General features: G+C 38.5%; 18 protein-coding genes. 9 read left to right on the top strand and 9 right to left on the bottom strand.

Features of this window, described 5'->3' with window-relative positions; translation table 11 throughout:
* Positions 1–4: 4 nt before the first annotated feature.
* From H5160_RS03710 to H5160_RS03700, 3 genes are all read right to left on the bottom strand, one after another.
* Positions 5–1,132: a PleD family two-component system response regulator gene (locus H5160_RS03710; RefSeq protein ID WP_182693580.1), complete on the bottom strand. Its 1,128-nt coding sequence runs from the start codon at positions 1,130–1,132 to the stop codon at positions 5–7.
* Between the two features lie 54 nt (positions 1,133–1,186).
* Positions 1,187–3,181: an ATP-binding protein gene (locus H5160_RS03705; protein WP_182736765.1), complete on the bottom strand. Its 1,995-nt coding sequence runs from the start codon at positions 3,179–3,181 to the stop codon at positions 1,187–1,189.
* Positions 3,182–3,300: 119 nt separating this feature from the next.
* Complete coding sequence (locus H5160_RS03700; RefSeq protein WP_039485299.1) at positions 3,301–3,789, bottom strand: GNAT family N-acetyltransferase; 489 nt, start codon at positions 3,787–3,789, stop codon at positions 3,301–3,303.
* Between the two features lie 81 nt (positions 3,790–3,870).
* On the opposite strand from H5160_RS03700, the gene H5160_RS03695 reads away from it, so the two are divergent.
* From H5160_RS03695 to H5160_RS03670, 6 genes are all read left to right on the top strand, one after another.
* Positions 3,871–4,446 carry a glutathione peroxidase gene (locus tag H5160_RS03695; RefSeq protein ID WP_002958010.1) on the top strand — a complete coding sequence of 192 codons (576 nt, stop codon included), beginning with the start codon at positions 3,871–3,873 and terminating at the stop codon, positions 4,444–4,446.
* 86 nt (positions 4,447–4,532) lie between these two features.
* A complete protein-coding gene (locus tag H5160_RS03690) occupies positions 4,533–4,814 on the top strand; it encodes a peptidylprolyl isomerase (protein WP_002958009.1) in 282 nt (93 codons plus the stop codon).
* A 64-nt stretch (positions 4,815–4,878) separates the two neighbouring features.
* Complete coding sequence (locus tag H5160_RS03685; RefSeq protein ID WP_182736764.1) at positions 4,879–5,457, top strand: glutathione S-transferase family protein; 579 nt, start codon at positions 4,879–4,881, stop codon at positions 5,455–5,457.
* A 17-nt stretch (positions 5,458–5,474) separates the two neighbouring features.
* Positions 5,475–5,825 carry a DUF2750 domain-containing protein gene (locus tag H5160_RS03680; protein WP_002958007.1) on the top strand — a complete coding sequence of 117 codons (351 nt, stop codon included), beginning with the start codon at positions 5,475–5,477 and terminating at the stop codon, positions 5,823–5,825.
* Between the two features lie 99 nt (positions 5,826–5,924).
* Complete coding sequence (locus H5160_RS03675) at positions 5,925–6,605, top strand: hypothetical protein (protein ID WP_182736763.1); 681 nt, start codon at positions 5,925–5,927, stop codon at positions 6,603–6,605.
* A gap of 148 nt (positions 6,606–6,753) precedes the next feature.
* The gene (locus H5160_RS03670) at positions 6,754–9,327 is read left to right on the top strand and encodes a M1 family metallopeptidase (RefSeq protein WP_182736762.1); all 2,574 of its coding nucleotides are present in this window, start codon (positions 6,754–6,756) and stop codon (positions 9,325–9,327) included.
* Between the two features lie 81 nt (positions 9,328–9,408).
* Here H5160_RS03670 and H5160_RS03665 read toward each other — a convergent pair whose 3' ends face one another.
* Both H5160_RS03665 and H5160_RS03660 read right to left on the bottom strand, forming a co-directional pair.
* Positions 9,409–9,774 (bottom strand): hypothetical protein, encoded by a 366-nt coding sequence (locus H5160_RS03665; protein WP_007376965.1) that lies wholly within the window; start codon positions 9,772–9,774, stop codon positions 9,409–9,411.
* A 75-nt stretch (positions 9,775–9,849) separates the two neighbouring features.
* A complete protein-coding gene (locus tag H5160_RS03660) occupies positions 9,850–10,725 on the bottom strand; it encodes a hypothetical protein (protein ID WP_182732803.1) in 876 nt (291 codons plus the stop codon).
* Positions 10,726–10,882: 157 nt separating this feature from the next.
* Here H5160_RS03660 and H5160_RS03655 point away from each other — a divergent pair, with 157 nt between their 5' ends.
* The 3 genes from H5160_RS03655 to yjjG all read left to right on the top strand — a co-directional run bounded on the left by H5160_RS03655 (position 10,883) and on the right by yjjG (position 13,079).
* Positions 10,883–11,782, top strand: a complete 900-nt coding sequence (locus H5160_RS03655; protein ID WP_002958002.1) for a phosphoribulokinase — start codon at positions 10,883–10,885, stop codon at positions 11,780–11,782.
* A gap of 63 nt (positions 11,783–11,845) precedes the next feature.
* On the top strand, positions 11,846–12,391 hold the full coding sequence (gene yjjX, locus H5160_RS03650; protein WP_096040826.1) for an inosine/xanthosine triphosphatase: 546 nt from the start codon (positions 11,846–11,848) through the stop codon (positions 12,389–12,391).
* A gap of 13 nt (positions 12,392–12,404) precedes the next feature.
* Positions 12,405–13,079 carry a pyrimidine 5'-nucleotidase gene (gene yjjG / locus H5160_RS03645; RefSeq protein WP_182711439.1) on the top strand — a complete coding sequence of 225 codons (675 nt, stop codon included), beginning with the start codon at positions 12,405–12,407 and terminating at the stop codon, positions 13,077–13,079.
* An 81-nt stretch (positions 13,080–13,160) separates the two neighbouring features.
* On the opposite strand, the gene lpxC is transcribed toward yjjG, so the two are convergent.
* From lpxC to H5160_RS03625, 4 genes are all read right to left on the bottom strand, one after another.
* On the bottom strand, positions 13,161–14,072 hold the full coding sequence (lpxC, locus tag H5160_RS03640) for a UDP-3-O-acyl-N-acetylglucosamine deacetylase (RefSeq protein ID WP_002957999.1): 912 nt from the start codon (positions 14,070–14,072) through the stop codon (positions 13,161–13,163).
* Positions 14,073–14,178: 106 nt separating this feature from the next.
* A complete protein-coding gene (ftsZ, locus tag H5160_RS03635; protein ID WP_154903867.1) occupies positions 14,179–15,414 on the bottom strand; it encodes a cell division protein FtsZ in 1,236 nt (411 codons plus the stop codon).
* Positions 15,415–15,435: 21 nt separating this feature from the next.
* Entirely contained in the window at positions 15,436–16,668 is a 1,233-nt protein-coding gene (gene ftsA / locus H5160_RS03630; protein ID WP_007582937.1) for a cell division protein FtsA, read from the bottom strand.
* The gene (locus H5160_RS03625; RefSeq protein ID WP_002957996.1) at positions 16,665–17,450 is read right to left on the bottom strand and encodes a cell division protein FtsQ/DivIB; all 786 of its coding nucleotides are present in this window, start codon (positions 17,448–17,450) and stop codon (positions 16,665–16,667) included. The genes ftsA and H5160_RS03625 overlap by 4 nt, the downstream gene beginning before the upstream one ends.
* Between the last annotated feature and the right edge of the window lies 1 nt (position 17,451).

The raw sequence follows: 17,451 nt of genomic DNA, 5'->3' as shown, positions 1-17,451 counted from the left end.
GTAACTAGTTTTTCAAAAGTAACGATAGATCTTGTTCTATCTCTGTAAAGGCTGCTTTGACTTGTTTAACAGACTCTTCTCTTGCTACTGAGTTTTGGATAGTTTCATCTACTTTTTTATAAATAAACACCTCCTGATCTTCATCCAGTCCCATTGATGGGATACGTTCTTCGAGCTCTTCTTGTAACTGTTTAAACACTTTTTCGTTGTTTTGACGGTTTTCATTCAACAAGCTAATTAAGCTATGAAACTTACTATGAACAGTACTTGCTACGGCATTAAGTTTCGCTCGTTGTGATTCAAGCATTTTCTTGGTCATGATGGCGCGTAGCTGCTGCTCGGTAACACTTACAATAAAACATACGTGGTCGCGTATACGACCATGCTTATCAGGGTCATGATCGGGCATATTTAAAATGAGTAAGCTAATCAATTCATAGTTAACTAAAATTCGGTGCGAAAACTCATGTAAGCGCCCTTTGTTTTTCAGCATTTCAAATAGCTCCACCACAATAGGTGAACACACGCCGTTTAGCGCAAAGTGGCTAATTTCATTATTTTCTCTAAATTCTACATTGCTTTGTAAATCAAAAGACTGAAGGCAATCTACAAGCGCTTTACCTAGCTCTTGAGGATCGTTAATAAAGCCTATGTTTTCAACGTAGTTAACTATTTGCCCCATTTCACTGCTATTGGCCATTGCATTAAATGCAGTTGATGTTGCATCTTCAACTTGCTTTTCTAGGCTTTGCTTTTCAACGAGTACTTGATTTAAATTTTTAAGCTTAGATTTAAGTTCGTCATGGCCAAAAGGTTTTACAATATAATCTTCTGCGCCAACAGAATAGCCTTCCATGCGTTCTTCAACAGTGCCGCGAGCAGAAACAAACATAACAATGATGTGTGCGGTATTTGGATTTGCTTTAAGTGCTTTACATACTTCATAGCCGTTCATTTGCGGCATACTTACGTCGAGTAATATAACCTGAGGCATATAACCTTCAACCATGTTTAAACACTCAGGACCATTTGTTGCTACTTGTAATTCAAAATCAAGCTCCTCTAAAATTTCCTCAATAATTTCAAGGTTAAAGGGTTCGTCATCAACGGCAAGTATTTTAGTTAAGGCCATAATTTATCATCCATTCAAATTCTTTAAAAAGTTACTTGGTATGCCAAAAAACAATTAATTACTGTGTTGTATTAACTGATCTTCAGCTAAATGCTCGTCTAAGTTTATTTCTAATGGCACTTGTATAGATATAGTTGCACCACCATTTTCGTTGTTACGTGCAGTGATTTCACCTTGGTGTAAAGATACAAACTCTCTACACAATGCAAGGCCTAACCCTGTGCCACCAGCACCACTATTTGTTTTACTGCTTTGCACAAACTTAGTAAAAATATGCTCCAACTCATCTTCTGGTATACCGACCCCATTATCGGTAACCTCTATAGTAGCAAGCTTATTATCTGACTCTAAATTTACCCGTATTTTACTTTTAGGTTCGCTAAATTTAAGTGCGTTACCTAGTACGTTTCGAAGTAACTGGTTTATTTGCTCTTCATCACATTGTGCAATTACAGGTAATGGCTGTGCGGTAAATATAATCTCAATTTCTTTTTCCATTGCCGTACCAGACACATCATCAATACTTGTTTTAATAATATTCGCTAAATTATAGGGACGAGGGTTAAATGGAAACTTGCCTACATCTAGCTTAGATAGGTCGAGTAAATTATTTAGTAACGACAGTAAACGCTCACCACTACTCTCTATTCGCGATAAATACTTAATGAGTTTTTCTTTTGCAAAATCTCCAGCTTCTAATTTACTTAAACCAAAACGAGAAAAGCTTAAAATAGAGTGCATAGGTGTTCGAAGTTCATGCGACATGTTTGCTAAAAATTCTGATTTACTTAAGTTTGCAGCCTCAGCCACATTTTTAGCATGCTCGAGTTGTGAAGTACGTGCTCTTACTTGCTCTTCAAGAACATCTTTTGCTTCAAGTAATAAATCCTCTTTTTGCTTAAGATGGGTTACATTTTTAAATATGACCGCAAGTGCTATTTCGCCATGGTGATCTATCTCATTAAAAGAGCCAACTAAGGGTATATAACCTCCTGCTGTTTTAGATAAACGTAAATCGCAGCTAAATTGTCGATTACTATTTAATGTCGAAATCTTATCTTTAATACCTAAAATTGAATCATCATCTAAAAAATCAAATACTGATTTACCTTCGAGTTCATTAAACGGTAAGTTAAATAGTCTCAAGCAAGCATCATTAGCTTCTATCACTCTACCGCACTTTTCAAATAACATAATTGCATCGGGCGTATGTTTATAAATAACCTGAAGTAGGCTGTCTTTTTCAATTAGGGCATCAACCGTATCTTGTAGCCTTTCTACAAGCTCTGCGTTATGACGTTTTAATAACTCTGTTTGCCATAATTTATGTATTGATTGTAATAGTGAGCTATCGTTTAAAGGTTTAATAAGTACATCTTCTACGCCTTGACGAATTGCGTCGATCATTGAAACTTGATCAGGGCGTGAGGTAAATAACAAACAGCGGCAATGCGGTTGGGTTACTTTTAAATTTGAAAAAATTCCTAAACCTGTTCCGTCATCTAAAATAAAATCGCTTATCAGTATATCTATTTGCTTTTCTTTACTAATTTCTAAAGCTTCTGCGGAGGTTGTTGCAGTATGAGTCTCGATATGAGCACCGATTAAGCTATTTTTCATTTTTTCGAGACGTTCAGGAACATGGTCGACGAGTAAAATAGTAGGTAATTGCAAAATATGGTTAGAGCCTAATTCTAATAGGCTCTCTAAAAGAGAAGTAATTTCTTTATTAGAAAAAAATGGGTAGACCACGGTTGCGTCAGGCGCAATATGATTTAGCTCGCTAAACGCAGTTAGTTGTTCACCGCTTTGTGCTTTTGGCGCAAGCAGCATAAAGCGCTCTTGCGCTACTTCGCTTACAAGCGGTTTTATAGAATCAACAGGCACACCATGGGCAACAACAACTAAGTCGTAATCGCCTATATTGGTATACATGTCTAGCATGCTGAAATGAATTAATTCGACCTCACACCCTATTAATTCTAAAAGCACTTTCACACGCATCGCGATGACACTACTACTATCAATAATTAATATTTTTCGAATCATCAAGCCACACTTCAAATTAATAAACTTAATATCCTAATAGCGTAGTCTATTTTTATTTAATTGGCATAAAGCCCTATCGTTATTTTGTAAAAAAATATTACAAGCTTTCAAAAAACAGTTTATTTAAGATGCTTTCCAAAAATAGTCAGGCTGTAGGGCTTGTTATCCATTATGGCAACGCTTGGTAACTCGCCCCATATTTCAAAATCAAAATGCTTAAATAATTTAACACTGGGTAAATTATGACTAAAAATAAAACCAAGCAATACTTTAATATTTAATTGCTTAGCTTGTGTTTGAGCAAATATCATTAGCTTTTTACCAAGCCCTTTACCTTGTGCTTTACGGGTAATGTAAATGCTCATCTCTACTGTGCCATCGTAAGCAGGACGCCCATAAAACGATTTATAACTTACCCAAGCAAGTACTTGGTTATTTTCGCAGTAAACATAAATAGGCCTTTTATCGTTATGGCTATTAAACCAGTCACGCTTTTCGTCAACAGTAACTTCTTCGGTATCTGCAGTTACCATTCGCCCTGCAATGGTTTCGTTATAAATGGCTACAATTTCATTAAGATCATCAATAGTTGCTAAACGGGTTGTCATAGGTCATTCAAAGGTTGATCAATTTGTTTCATATTAGCGTATGATTATCCAATCAAACAATTGAAAAGTTTAGGTAATGTAATGCTAAAAAAAATTATAATAGGATTAATGGCTTTATTTATTAATGCCCCACTCCACGCTGAAACATCATCAACTATTAACCAAACCTCTACCCAAGACTGTCAAGATTTTACCAATGTCGATATTCGAAAGCTGCGCTCAAAAGAATCTATTAATTTATGCCAATTTAAAAATAAGCCTTTATTAATAGTAAACACGGCAAGCAACTGTGGTTTTACACCCCAATTTAAAGGCCTTGAAGCGCTATATCAACGATACAAAGAACAAGGCTTAGTCGTATTAGGGTTCCCTTCTGATGATTTTTTTCAAGAAGAGGATAGTGAAAAAGAAACTGCAAAAGTATGCTTTGTAAATTATGGTGTAACCTTCCCTATGTTTGCTACAAGCGAAGTGCGTGGTAGTAAAGCGAATCCAATTTTTAAATATTTGAATGAGCAAACTAGCTCTCCAAATTGGAACTTTTATAAGTATTTAGTGTCTGCTGATCGTGAGACGGTTTTACGGTTTAACAGCAAAGCAGCACCTGATTCAGAACAAATGATTGCTGCAATTGAAACTGTGCTTTCTGATAAATAAGTTTATACTGGTACAATTAGTTGAAACTAACTAGAATGATATTTTAATTCGGTTAAAAAAACACCACACTATACTCGGGAGATTTTATGACAGTAGCAAGCGCACGACATATACTTGTAGACAGTGAAGCACAATGCTTAGACTTAAAAACAAAAATTGAGCAAGGCGAAGACTTTGCTGAATTAGCCAAAGCGCATTCAAACTGCCCATCAGGTCAAGATGGCGGTGCTCTTGGTGAGTTTGGTCCTGGTATGATGGTTCCAGAGTTTGATAAAGTTGTGTTTTCAGCTCCAATTAACCAAGTACAAGGCCCTGTGCAAACTCAATTTGGTTATCATTTACTTGAAGTTACTAGCCGTTCAGAATAAATTTAACTGTATCGTAAGTAACGTTTTATAAAAGCCGCTTATGCGGCTTTTTTATGGAGTAATTATGCAATTAATTGGTTCTGTACCTTCACCTTACGTGCGCCGAATTAGAATTTGGGCACAACAAAACAACTGTAAACTAGAGCTTGTGAGTCTTGATATATTTTCTGAGCAAGATCGCCCTACTATGGCCAGTAAAAATCCAGCTCGAAAGATTCCTATTCTGGTAGATGGCGACTTAACACTTAGTGACTCTAATTCTATATTGCGCTATTTACTTGAAAAAACAGGTCAACCAAAACTAACGTGGCCGCAAGAGCACTTACTTACGACTATAAATGCCTGTAACGATTCGCTAGTAGAAATGTTGCTATGTGAACGCTCTGGATTTGACACCAAAAGCGATAAACTCTTTTTTAATTTGCAAAACGAACGAATTGAACAAACATTAAGCTTTTTAAATACCCATTTAAGCGATGAAGAATTTAAAAGCTGTGAATACCTCAACATCAGTTTATACTGCCTGCTTGATTGGATTTGCTTTCGTGAATTAACTGACTTTAGTCAGTATTCAGAGCTTGTTGCTTTTCATAAGCAATATTGCAAGCGTCAAGCAGCAATAGATACTAATCCTCGTCACTAATTTAAAAAGGTAAACACATGAGCGATATCGAAATTGAATCACAACTAGTTAACTTTGTAGAAAAAGTACGTGTTAGCGAAGTAATTTGGGCACTTGGTGCAGAAGATAATGGCTTTGTAGTGTGCGATTCTAACCAATTTGACGAAACTGACGTACTACTGCTTTGGGAAAGTGAAGAAGCAGCTAAAGCGCAATGTAAAGAAGAGTGGAAAGACTACAGCCCTGTAGAAATAAATCTTGATGAATTTTTAGATGCATGGGTTGAAGATTTAAATGAAGATAACGCACTTGTTGGCATTAACTGGAATGATGACCAAGTATGTACAGAGATTGAACCTACTGGTTTAGCTCGCGCATTAAGTGAATAATACTTTATACGCTTTATTTTAAGAGCGGATAAAACCCGACTAGCATCTACTGCTAGTTGGGTATAAAATAAAACACATCATTATTTTCAAGGTATTACGTTGAAAACCCATCTTGGTCGCCGGCCCTTTTCAGCCATGGAACTGCACACTCTTTATAATGGATATATATACGGTGATTTTAAAGTTGCACGTGAGCAACCAAAACACTGGCATTTTTGGCTTCCTCTAATTGCATACTACAGTGGTGCATATAGCGATGAAATTGGCTATCTAACGCTTGATGATCTGTCCCTTGAAAAAGATGTCTTATGTTTTAATTTTCATACTCACGGTAAGATAAAACCTCGCTTAGTTCCAGTGCATCAGGCACTTATAGATGCCGGGTTTAATGAATATTTAGCATTCATAAAATCACAAAATCAACAACGATTAATGTTCGACTTACCCGCTAAAACTGGCAGATACAGTGAAAAAGTCCGTATTTGGTTTTCAGGTGAAGGTGAGCGAGCCGGCTATTTACAAAAGTGTGATATACCAAACGTTGATCAACTCGGTATGAAAACAGCCATAAGCAGTCTTCGTCTTAACTTTGAGCAACAAGTGCGTATACATGCTCTGCAAGCCAACTCTAAAGACGCCTTTAATTATCTCATGGGATTTAACGAATACCCACATAATGAATTTAAGGACGTGCTTTTATTAAATAACGTGATCCAAAAAATACGTATTATTAACCCACACCTGCATTGGCAGCGTTTTATAAGACGCGAAAGCCACTGACAAACTTTGTTACTATTTCCCCTTAAAGTCATCGTTATAATCAATTACTCTATTAAAAAAAACTGTTAGGATATCTAACCCCCTAATAATATGAGCATAAAAAAGCCTATTTAGGGTAGTTTCTAACAACAACAATCTAGGGATCACTATGTTTCTTAAAAGCCTCTTAACAGTGAGCGTTGCTTTGGCAATGGGTGCTGCAAACGCTAACGAATTCGTTATTGAAAAACTCGCAAAACCAAGTTCACAACAGGTATCGTTAACACTCGATCCGAGCCAAGATACATTCACAGGGATGACTGAGATTTCCCTAGAAGTACTAAAACCAACAAAATACATTGAATTAAATGGCGTAGCTTACGCTGTTAAAATGGCGCAACTGCTTGGCGACGAAAACTGTGACTTAAACAACGAAATGCTTAAAACAGGTAAAGTTAAATTTAGCTGTGATGAGCAAATTCAACCAGGTAAATACACCCTTAAAGTTGATTTTTCAGCGCCATATAACCGTCAAAGTGTTGGTTTATACAAAACGTTAGACCAAGGCACACCTTACTTATTTACTCAATTTGAAATGAGTGATGCACGCCGTGCATTTCCTGTTTTTGATGAGCCAAGTTACAAAATTCCATTTCAGTTAACGATTACCGCGCCTACATCACAAAAAGTATATTCAAATACGCCTGAGCTTAAAACAACGGTTGATGGCGATATGACCACACACTTTTTTGATAAAACGCCGCCAATTCCTTCATACTTAGTCGCGATGGCTGTTGGCCCATTTGAAGAATTAGATATTAAAGGCATGCCAATTCCTGGTCGTGTAATTACCCCTCAAGGTAAAATTCACTTAGCCCAATACGCAAAAGAAAACATGCCAAAAGTACTGGGCGCACTTGAAGCGTATTTTGGTATTCCTTACGTTTACAAAAAATTAGACTCAGTAGCGGTACCAGAGTTTCCATTTGGCGCAATGGAAAACTCAGGCTTAGTAACCTACCGAGAAGATATTTTATTAGTTGATTTAGCTGCAGCAACACGCAGTAAAAAACAGCGTAATGTATCAATTATTGCTCATGAACTTGCTCACCAATGGTACGGTAATTTAGTAACCATGAAATGGTGGAACGACTTATGGTTAAACGAAGCATTTGCTAGCTGGATGGCTGCAAAAATTACTAAGCAGCTTAACCCTGAGTTTGAATCGCACTTAGACCTGCCACAAAACAACGTAATGGCACTTGATGCACGCCTAAGCACCAAGCCTATTCGTAAGCCAATTAAAACCGAAGCCGACATTATGGACGGTTTAGGTCTTGCTTACAGTAAAGGTAGTTCAGTACTTGCTATGGTTGAAAACTGGATTGGCGAAGATGCATTTCAAAAAGGTATTCAAAGCTACTTAAAAGAGTTTTCATATAAAAATGCTGAAGCGGCCGACTTATGGGAAGCACTTGGTAAAGCGTCAAATAAAGACGTAGCGAGTGTTTTAAAATCGTTTATTGAGCAATCTTCTTTCCCACTAGTTAAAGTAACTCAACAAGGTAGCAAATTAACTATTTCACAAAGCCGCTTTGTAAACGCAGGCGTTGATGCGCCAGAGCAGCTATGGAATGTACCAGTTGCAATTAAATATGGTGCTGGCGATAAAGTAAAAACAGCAAACGTATTACTTAATAAACAAAGCCAAACACTAGATTTAGACTTTGAACCAGAGTGGATTTATCCTGACCAAGGTGCACTAGGCTACTACCGCTGGGTAATGGATGATGCACAATTTAGCGCGCTTGTTAAAAAGGCGCCAAGCGTACTGAGCGACCGTGAACGCTTAGCGTTACTATCGGCTACTGATGCGCTACTTGATGCTGGTGTTATATCTGCTGCTAAGTTAATGCAAACACTTGAAGTGTTCGTAAGCGATAGCCACCCTCGCGTAGCAAATACCGCACTAGGTTACTTAGTATCGCAACAGCGCACTTTTAAAGACGATAGCAATAAAGACCTATGGCCTGAATTTATTCGCGGTGCAGTAACGCCTGCTGCTAAAAAATATGGTTTAGAAGCAAAAGCGGGTGAAGATGGAGCTATTGCACAACTTCGTGCAGCCGTTGTATCACGCTTAGGTTTTGATGGTGAAGATCAAAATGTCATCAATAAAGCCAAAGAACAAACGCAGGTTTATTTAAATGATCCACAAAAGGTAGACCCATACTTAGCGGGTACGTACTTAACTCTTGCTGCTTTTCATGGTGACAAAGCGCTGCTTGATCAATTCATGACAACGTTTAAAACGACTAAAGATCCGCAAGTACGCACAAACATGCTTGCAGCTATGGGCTTTTTTGGTAAACCTGAGTTACAAAAAGCGGTATTAGCTTATAGCTTAACGGATGAAGTAACGGCATCTGACATGCGTACTATTTTGTCAGGTCAAAGTTACACAGATGAGCGCCAAGCATTATTTATTGATTGGGTTTACAGTAACTACGATAAAGTAACAGCAAGCTTACCGCCGTTCTTTATACCTAACTTGCCGTACTTTACAACTGCAAGCTGTGATGCAGAAAGTTTAGCGACAACAAAAACCTTCTTTAACGAAAAAGTAGCTGATGTAGCTGGTTACGCTCGTACATTAAGTAAGCTTGAAGAAAGCACAAACGATTGTATCGCGCTTAAAACACGTGAACTTGAATCGGTTAATAGCTTTTTAAAAAGTAAGTAATTATTAGGTTTATTGAGCTATAAAAAACAAAAGCCGCTGAAAATAAATTCAGCGGCTTTTTACGTTTATATTTTTGCTTTATTAATTACCAATAATCATAGTTAGCTTGGCTATAAAATCTTTGGCTGCTTGCTCAGAATTTATTTTAAACGCAACACCGTAGTGAATAGGTTGAGCGCTTTTAAAAATGCGCGTAGGAAAGCGTGTCATCTCACTGCTATGGAAGTACCCTTGCGCACGCGTCACGCCATCGATATCATTAAAATCATCGCTAAACACTTCAAATGCTGGGCGAATTACTATTTTACCCTTGCCGCTTTCGCTGTGGGTATAAAATGCTTCTTTAGAGTTTACTAACATGTACTCTGCAATATTTTTAATCTTAAAATTACTTCTGCACTGTAATTTAATGAGCTGTTCTGTCAGCTCGTCTGCACTATAAGCCACGTGTAATCCCTATTAGTTAATTTGCGTATTAGATTAACGCATACACACAATAAAATCTGAATTTATTTGTCTGCTTCACTTTGTTATATCACATACAAAAGCGAGTTTTTCATTGTTGTAACTCATTCTTGTTATATTTGTTTCGCAGTAGGTGCTTAAATTAAGCCATTGCGATACTTCATCACTTCCATCAAGTTTACGCTGATAAACGCGGTTTTTAATAGCATAAGCAATGGTCGCATTATCTTTTAAAATAAAATCTTGAACTTGAGCCGGTAACCTTAATAGGTCTTCAACTTGTTTATCTTGTGGATTAAAACTCGCTAAAATGTGTTGCTCGTTTTTAGTGTAACTAAATAAAAATGCAGCCATTAAGTTGTTATAAATAAGCGTTCGGCCAATATTACTGGCAGCTATTTCCCCCTTCGCTTGTGCAACAGAAGTATATTGAAGCGTGTGAGGCTTACCTAAAATAAACATCACTAAATCATTTTGGACACCCCATGCATGGTATCCAACAGGTTCAATCCAATCAAAAATACGACGTGGCGCATCTTCATTTTTGAGTGGGTATTGCCACAATTTTTGCTTACCGTCAGCTTCTACAACAATCGCTGATATCGCATCACCACTTGGCATAACTGTTGGTGAGTATTCGCTTACGGGAGAGTTAGTTATATTGGTAACTTTTTTTGACGTGAAATCATAATAAGCAATATCAGTTTGGCTTTGCCCTTTATTAATTACTTCATGAGTAAAGTATAAACCTGTACTTGTTAAGTGCGGTTGGTTGTTATAACTATTTTTATCGCTCACAATACTAACTTGTACCCCGAAAGGTGTATTTAAATCAGCAAGTAATACTTGGCTTTTTGGCATGCTAGCCTGCACCACTATTGGGCTCAGCGCTGCTATAGAAAATAATCCAAGTAATGGTTTAATAAGTTTCATGCTTTCTCTCGTTTTAATTTTAAGCACCTCATGATAACGTTATTTGCTGATGGCGTCACTTGAGCTAAGTCAGTCAACTCTTAAGATACCCAAACGACTTAAAATAATGTTAAGTTTAGTCTGGTTATAAAACCTGGTCCTAAAAAAGAGAATTAACATGTCAGCTAAAAATCCTATTATTGCGATTACGGGTTCATCTGGTGCGGGTACAACCACCACAACGAATGCAATTAAACATATTTTCCGTAGCCTTAATATTCAAGCGGCTTTTGTCGAAGGAGATAGCTTTCATCGTTACACTCGCCCCGAAATGGATAAAAAAGTTCGAGAAGCACAACAAGAAGGTAAACATATTAGTTACTTTGGCAGAGAGGCCAATGACTTTGGCGCTTTAAAAACGCTGTTTGAAAACTATAGCGAAACAGGTCAAGGAAAGTTACGCCGCTACTTACATACCTTTGATGAAGCCGTTCCGTACAATCAATTACCAGGTACATTTACACCTTGGCAAGATCTTGACCATAATACTGACATTTTGTTTTATGAAGGGTTACACGGTGGTGTAGTTGATCAAGATGTAGACGTTGCAAAGCATGTCGATTTATTAATAGGCATGGTTCCAATTATTAACCTTGAATGGATTCAAAAATTAATACGCGATACATCCGAACGAGGCCATTCTCGCGAAGCGGTTATGGGCTCTATTGTGCGCAGTATGGATGACTATATAAATCATATTACCCCGCAGTTTTCTCGTACCCATATTAATTTTCAACGCGTGCCGACCGTTGATACATCAAACCCATTTAGCGCCAAAGATATTCCATCTCTTGATGAAAGCTTTGTAGTTATTCGCTTTAGGGGGATTGATGATGTTGATTTTCCTTATTATTTACGGATGATCGAAGGCAGTTTTATGTCTCGTATTAATACGCTTGTAGTACCAGGGGGCAAAATGGGCTTAGCTATGGAGCTGGTTCTTACTCCACTTATTAAAGATATTATTTTGAAAAAGCGTGCACTGGAAAACTTAGCACCTTTGGATATACCTATTTAACTCCTCTTCTAAGATTGAGCTCTCTCACGTACACTGCTGATTTTAGTAACAATAAGGGACATTGTGTTGTACTCATTAAAAATTATTGTGGGTTCTAAAAACCCTGTAAAAATTAACGCGGCTAAACATATTTTTGCAATGTATTTCCCTGAACATGAAATTGATTGCCAAGGTGTTGATGCCCTATCCAATGTGCCAGATCAACCTATTGGCGAAGAAGAAACACGTGTTGGCGCACAAAACCGTGTTAATTATTGCAAAGAGCATTACCAAGCTCACTACTACGTGGCAATGGAAGGCGGTGCAGAGCAATTTAGCTATGGTGCAGCAACCTTTGCTTACGTAGTTATTGATAATGCCTTAAATCAGGTTGTAGGGCGCAGCAGCAACCTCCCCTTGCCTCAAGTGCTTTATAACGCATTACTTAACGGCGAAGAGCTTGGCGATGTAATGGACAAAGCATTTAATACCACCAACGTTAAACAAAAAGGGGGCGCTATTGGGTTACTTACAAACAATCACGCCACGCGCGAAAGCACCTATACACAAGCACTCACTTTAGCTATGGCGCCCTTTCTACACGTAGATCTCTACAGCCAAACAAATTAATTTAGGAAGTTTAATGAAATACAACTATGTATTGTTTGATGCAGACGAAACCTTATTTAGGTTTGATATTTTAGCGGGCATGACTCGCATGTTTAAAGCTTACAACGTAGATTTTAGCCAAGACGACTATATTCATTATCAAAAAACCAATAAGCAGCTGTGGGTTGATTATCAAAATGGCACTATTAGCGCAGATTACTTACAAGTAACACGCTTTAATGAATGGGCTTCAAAACTCAATGTGCCCGCAAAAGAGCTAAACGATGCTTTTTTAGATGCTATGGCGCAAATTTGCGAGCCATTACCTGGTGCTATTGAGCTTTTAAATAAACTTAAGCCAAATGCTCGATTAGGTATTATTACTAACGGATTTGCCCGCTTACAAACCGTACGCCTTGAGCATACTGGCTTAAAAGATATGTTTGAATGGTTAGTAATATCTGAACTTGTGGGTATAGCAAAACCAAATAAAGCGATTTTTGAGCACACATTTGAGCTAATGGGTAACCCAGATAAAAGCGAGATACTTATGGTGGGTGATACTGCTGCAAGTGACATACTTGGCGGCAACAATGCAGGTATTGATACTTGCTGGTTACAACACCCTGGTGAGCAATTAGCCGATGGAATAAAACCAACCTATACAGTAACTCATTTAAATCAGTTACAAGCTCTTTTAGAGTTATAATAGAGTAAATTTTACGCAAAAAAAATGACGCTAATTAGCGTCATTTTTTATAACTGTTTGTGAGCTGTTCTTTTACTGCTTTTAGGCTGGAGCTAACTCAAGACCGGGTGCAGGCATCGTCACAGGCGTTTCAAATGTTGCCCACTCCCATGCTGACTCTGTAGCCATAATTTTACGTAGTAATTTATTATTTAAATCATGACCCGATTTAAATGCAGTTACTTTACCCAAAAGGTTATGACCTGTCATAAACATGTCACCAACACAGTCTAATATCTTGTGCTTAACAAACTCATCGCTATAACGTAAGCCATTAGGATTTAAAACTTTGAATTCATCAAGTACCACAGCACTATCCATGCTACCACCTAGCGCTAGGTTGTTTGCATGCATGTATTCAATATCTTTCATAAATCCAAAAGTACGCGCACGGCTAATTTCTTCAATAAAGCTTTGCGTTGTTATATCCAACCCAATACGTTGGCGACTTTCATTGATAGCTGGGTGGTTAAATGCAATCTCAAAGTCGATATGAAAACCATCATATGGTTCAACTTCAGCCCACTTACCATCTTCTTCAATGCGTACTTTTTCTTTAATACGGATAAAGCGTTTAGCAACGTTTTGTTCTTCAATTCCGCCTTTTTGTAACAGATATATAAATGGTAATGCACTACCATCCATAATCGGCACTTCTGAGCTGTCTAATTCTACAATTAGATTATCAATGCCCATTGCAGCAACAGCTGCAATAAGATGCTCAGTAGTTGATAAGCGAACACCATCTTTGTTAATTAAACAGGTACACAACTGCGTATCACCAACGGCTTCAGGTGTTGTTTCAAAATCAACAACCGGATCAAGGTCGACACGACGAAATACAATCCCAGTATTTGCGCTCGCAGGTCGGAGAGTTATTGTGACCTTCTCACCTTTATGAAGTCCAATTCCTATGGCTTTGACTACTTGTGCAATCGTACGCTGTTTAATCATAGGTATGCTCACTTTTAAATCAGTTACAGTTAGACGGCGGATTTTAACATAAATCCTTTTGCCTTTCAATATTTGTACATATTTCAAACAAAAGTATTATTAAATGTTAATCTGCCTGCTTACGTAAAAAAGCGGGAATATCAAAATAATCACCACCTTCTGATTTATCTGCTTTTTTACTATTTTGCGCTGAAGAACTTGAACTCGTTGAAGGCGCTTTTTCTTTGCTTTGCGCTTGCTCTTTAGTCGTATTTTCTTCAGCGTTTGTATCTTGGCTTGCAAAACTTGGTACGTACATGCTGCTCGTTTGGTTTGATGTGCTTGCAACATCAGAACCTGATGCTTTTTTAAAGCCGTTATCAACAATACCAAACTGTGGACGACGATCGCCGCCTAAACCAGTTGCAACAACCGTTACACGAAGCTCATCAGTCATTTCTGGATCGATTACCGCACCAACAACAACCGTTGCGTTTTCTGACGCAAGTGCTTTAACGTGATTACCAACAATTTCAAATTCTTCAATCGCAATGTCCATACCAGCGGTAATATTAACTAAGATACCTTTAGCACCTGTTAAATCAACGTCTTCTAGTAGTGGGCTTGAGATAGCTGCTTCTGCAGCTTCTTGTGCACGATCAGGACCTGACGCAGACGCCGTTCCCATCATTGCAGTACCCATTGCAGACATTACTGTTCTAACATCGGCGAAATCCACGTTAATTAAACCAGAGCGTGTAATTAGCTCTGCTATACCTTGTACCGCACCAAATAATACGTCATTAGCTTTAGCGAAGGCATCTAGAAGTGTAGTCCCTTTCCCTAAAACTTTAAGCAATTTATTGTTAGGAATTGTAATAAGTGAATCTACAATTTCTGACAATTCATTAATACCTTGTTCAGCGGCTGCTGCACGTTTTTTACCTTCAAAATCAAAAGGACGTGTTACAACTGCAACGGTTAAAATACCGAGTTCTTTAGCAATTTTAGCAACTACCGGTGCAGCACCAGTACCTGTACCACCGCCCATACCGGCTGCAATAAATACCATATCGGCGCCTTCAAGGCTGGCACGAATTGTATCTGCATCTTCTTCAGCCGACTTACGGCCTACTTCAGGGTTTGCGCCCGCACCTAACCCAGAGGTTATTTGCGTGCCTAGTTGAACTGTAATATCGGCAGCAGAGTTACGTAATGCTTGCGCATCCGTATTAGCGGCTATAAAACGCACGCCTTCTATTTGTTGTTTTACCATGTGCTCAACAGCGTTACCGCCACCACCGCCCACGCCGATTACTTTTATTACAGCTTCTTCGCTGTGTTGTTCCATTATATCAAACATGTTTACTCTCCGACTTGAGTCTTAAAACTCGCCTTGGAACCATTTAGTAATGCGGTTCCACCAATTATTGTTATCCTCTGCTTTCGACTTTTGTGCATTCATCGATTGCATGGTACGCCCGTATTGTAACAAACCAACAGCGGTTGCGTACGAAGGATCATCTACATAGTCTGTCAAACCAACCATCCCGATTGGTTTGCCTATTCTTACTGGCATTTGGAAGATGTCTTCTGCCACTTCCATAGCGCCAGTCATTTTAGCAGTTCCGCCTGTTATAACGAGACCTGCCGCAATTTGGTCTTCTAAGCCTGAACGACGAATTTCTTCCATCGCAAGCTCAAATAATTCTCTAAAACGAGGCTCTACCACCTCAGATAATGTATGGCGCGACATCAACCTTGCTGGTCGCCCGCCTACACTTGGTACTTCAATTGTGTCTTCGCTACTTGCCATTTGGCTACTAGCACATGCGTATTGTACTTTGAGTGACTCTGCATGTGATATAGGTGTGCGAAATATTTTTGCAATATCACCAGTAACTTGGTTACCCGCTACAGGTATAACGGCAGAGTGACGAAGTGCGCCATTAATATAAATGGTGATATCCATAGTACCGCCACCAATATCAAGTACTGCAACACCTAGCTCTTTTTCGTCATCTGTTAGTACAGAATAGCAAGACGCAAGGGCAGTAAAGATAAGTTGATCGACTTCAAGACCACAGCGTTCTACACATTTTTCGATATTTTTTGCCATGTCGTTTGAGCACGTAATGATATGTGCACGCGCTTCCATACGAACGCCGCTCATGCCTAGTGGGTTTTTAATGCCCTCTTGCATATCAATGCTGTATTCTTGTGGCAATGCATGTAGCATTTTACGCTCTGCTGAAATAGGCACAGAACGCGCAATATGTATTACGTTTTCAATGTCTTCGTCAGTGACTTCGGTGTTATTAATTGCCACCACACCACTTTCGTTTTGACACTGTATATGTTTGCCAGAAATACCCAAATACACAGAGCTTATACGACAATCAGCCATTAACTCGGCCTCGTCTATTGCTCGTCGAATAGACTCAGACACTAAGTTTAAATCGTTAACGCCGCCTTTATCCATACCATGAGATACTTGGCTGCCCACACCAACAATGCTGAGCTTGTTATCTGCGGTGATTTCACCTACCGTGGCAACCACTTTCGAGGTGCCAACGTCTAATCCTATTACTAGGTTTCTTTCTGCTGACTTAGTCATGCCTTACTCTTATTTTGTAATTGTTCTTCTTGCATTGGCTTAAAGCTTACTGCAAGGCCGGTATCATACCGTAAATCGATTGTATCTACTTGTGCATCTGCACGTTGTTCCATTCGTGGATAAACGTCTATAAAACGTTGTACACGCTTGGCTTTATCTTTACGCCCTAAATTTAAGCGAATCCCGTTATCTAGCCAAAGTTGCCACGAAAAACGCTCCGATAATGCCAAACTTGTTAATGTTAAACCATTAACTCTGAGCATTTCATCAAATTGCTTAAAAGCAACCCACGCCTCTTCTTCGCTACCTTCTGGGCCATATAACTGCGGTAAGTTATCATCTAACTTATCGCTGCTGGCTTGAAATGCTTGGCCACTTTGGTTGAGCAACAAGTCGCTATTCCAGTGAGCAACTACTTCATGTTCAACTACATACACCTGTATAGTATCAGGCCATTGTTTACGTACCGAAGCGGTAGCAACCCAAGGCAAGTCTTGAACTAGCTGCTGCACGTGCTTAACATCAAGTTCAAAAAAACTACTTAAATCGGCTTTTTTAATTGCTTTTATAATTGCCGTTTCATCTGTGTATTTGGGATGCCCTTGCACTGTAAGGTGCTTAATTTGAGCATCTTTATTTTCAACTAACCAATCAGATACACCTGTGGTTATTTGTACTAAGCCTATAACCACAACCAGAAAAAAACTCACTCCAAAAATCAGCGACCAATTAAAGTTAAGTTGCTGTTTTAGTTGTTGAGCTTTTTCTAAAAGGGGATGCATA

Origin of the sequence: Pseudoalteromonas sp. SG43-4, from assembly GCF_014164325.1 — a bacterium.
In the GTDB taxonomy this organism is placed as follows: domain Bacteria; phylum Pseudomonadota; class Gammaproteobacteria; order Enterobacterales; family Alteromonadaceae; genus Pseudoalteromonas; species Pseudoalteromonas distincta.
This window is presented reverse-complemented; position numbering and strand designations above follow the sequence as displayed.

Excerpts from the sequence above, each read along its gene's own strand:
- H5160_RS03700 (WP_039485299.1), bottom strand. The coding sequence starts at position 3,789 with ATGACAACCCGTTTAGCAACTATTGATGATCTTAATGAAATTGTAGCC.
- H5160_RS03655 (WP_002958002.1), top strand. The coding sequence starts at position 10,883 with ATGTCAGCTAAAAATCCTATTATTGCGATTACGGGTTCATCTGGTGCG.
- H5160_RS03710 (WP_182693580.1), bottom strand. The coding sequence starts at position 1,132 with ATGGCCTTAACTAAAATACTTGCCGTTGATGACGAACCCTTTAACCTT.
- H5160_RS03690 (WP_002958009.1), top strand. The coding sequence starts at position 4,533 with ATGACAGTAGCAAGCGCACGACATATACTTGTAGACAGTGAAGCACAA.
- H5160_RS03680 (WP_002958007.1), top strand. The coding sequence starts at position 5,475 with ATGAGCGATATCGAAATTGAATCACAACTAGTTAACTTTGTAGAAAAA.
- ftsA (WP_007582937.1), bottom strand. The coding sequence starts at position 16,668 with ATGACTAAGTCAGCAGAAAGAAACCTAGTAATAGGATTAGACGTTGGC.
- H5160_RS03660 (WP_182732803.1), bottom strand. The coding sequence starts at position 10,725 with ATGAAACTTATTAAACCATTACTTGGATTATTTTCTATAGCAGCGCTG.
- H5160_RS03670 (WP_182736762.1), top strand. The coding sequence starts at position 6,754 with ATGTTTCTTAAAAGCCTCTTAACAGTGAGCGTTGCTTTGGCAATGGGT.
- H5160_RS03625 (WP_002957996.1), bottom strand. The coding sequence starts at position 17,450 with ATGCATCCCCTTTTAGAAAAAGCTCAACAACTAAAACAGCAACTTAAC.
- lpxC (WP_002957999.1), bottom strand. The coding sequence starts at position 14,072 with ATGATTAAACAGCGTACGATTGCACAAGTAGTCAAAGCCATAGGAATT.
- yjjG (WP_182711439.1), top strand. The coding sequence starts at position 12,405 with ATGAAATACAACTATGTATTGTTTGATGCAGACGAAACCTTATTTAGG.
- H5160_RS03685 (WP_182736764.1), top strand. The coding sequence starts at position 4,879 with ATGCAATTAATTGGTTCTGTACCTTCACCTTACGTGCGCCGAATTAGA.
- H5160_RS03695 (WP_002958010.1), top strand. The coding sequence starts at position 3,871 with ATGCTAAAAAAAATTATAATAGGATTAATGGCTTTATTTATTAATGCC.
- ftsZ (WP_154903867.1), bottom strand. The coding sequence starts at position 15,414 with ATGTTTGATATAATGGAACAACACAGCGAAGAAGCTGTAATAAAAGTA.
- H5160_RS03705 (WP_182736765.1), bottom strand. The coding sequence starts at position 3,181 with ATGATTCGAAAAATATTAATTATTGATAGTAGTAGTGTCATCGCGATG.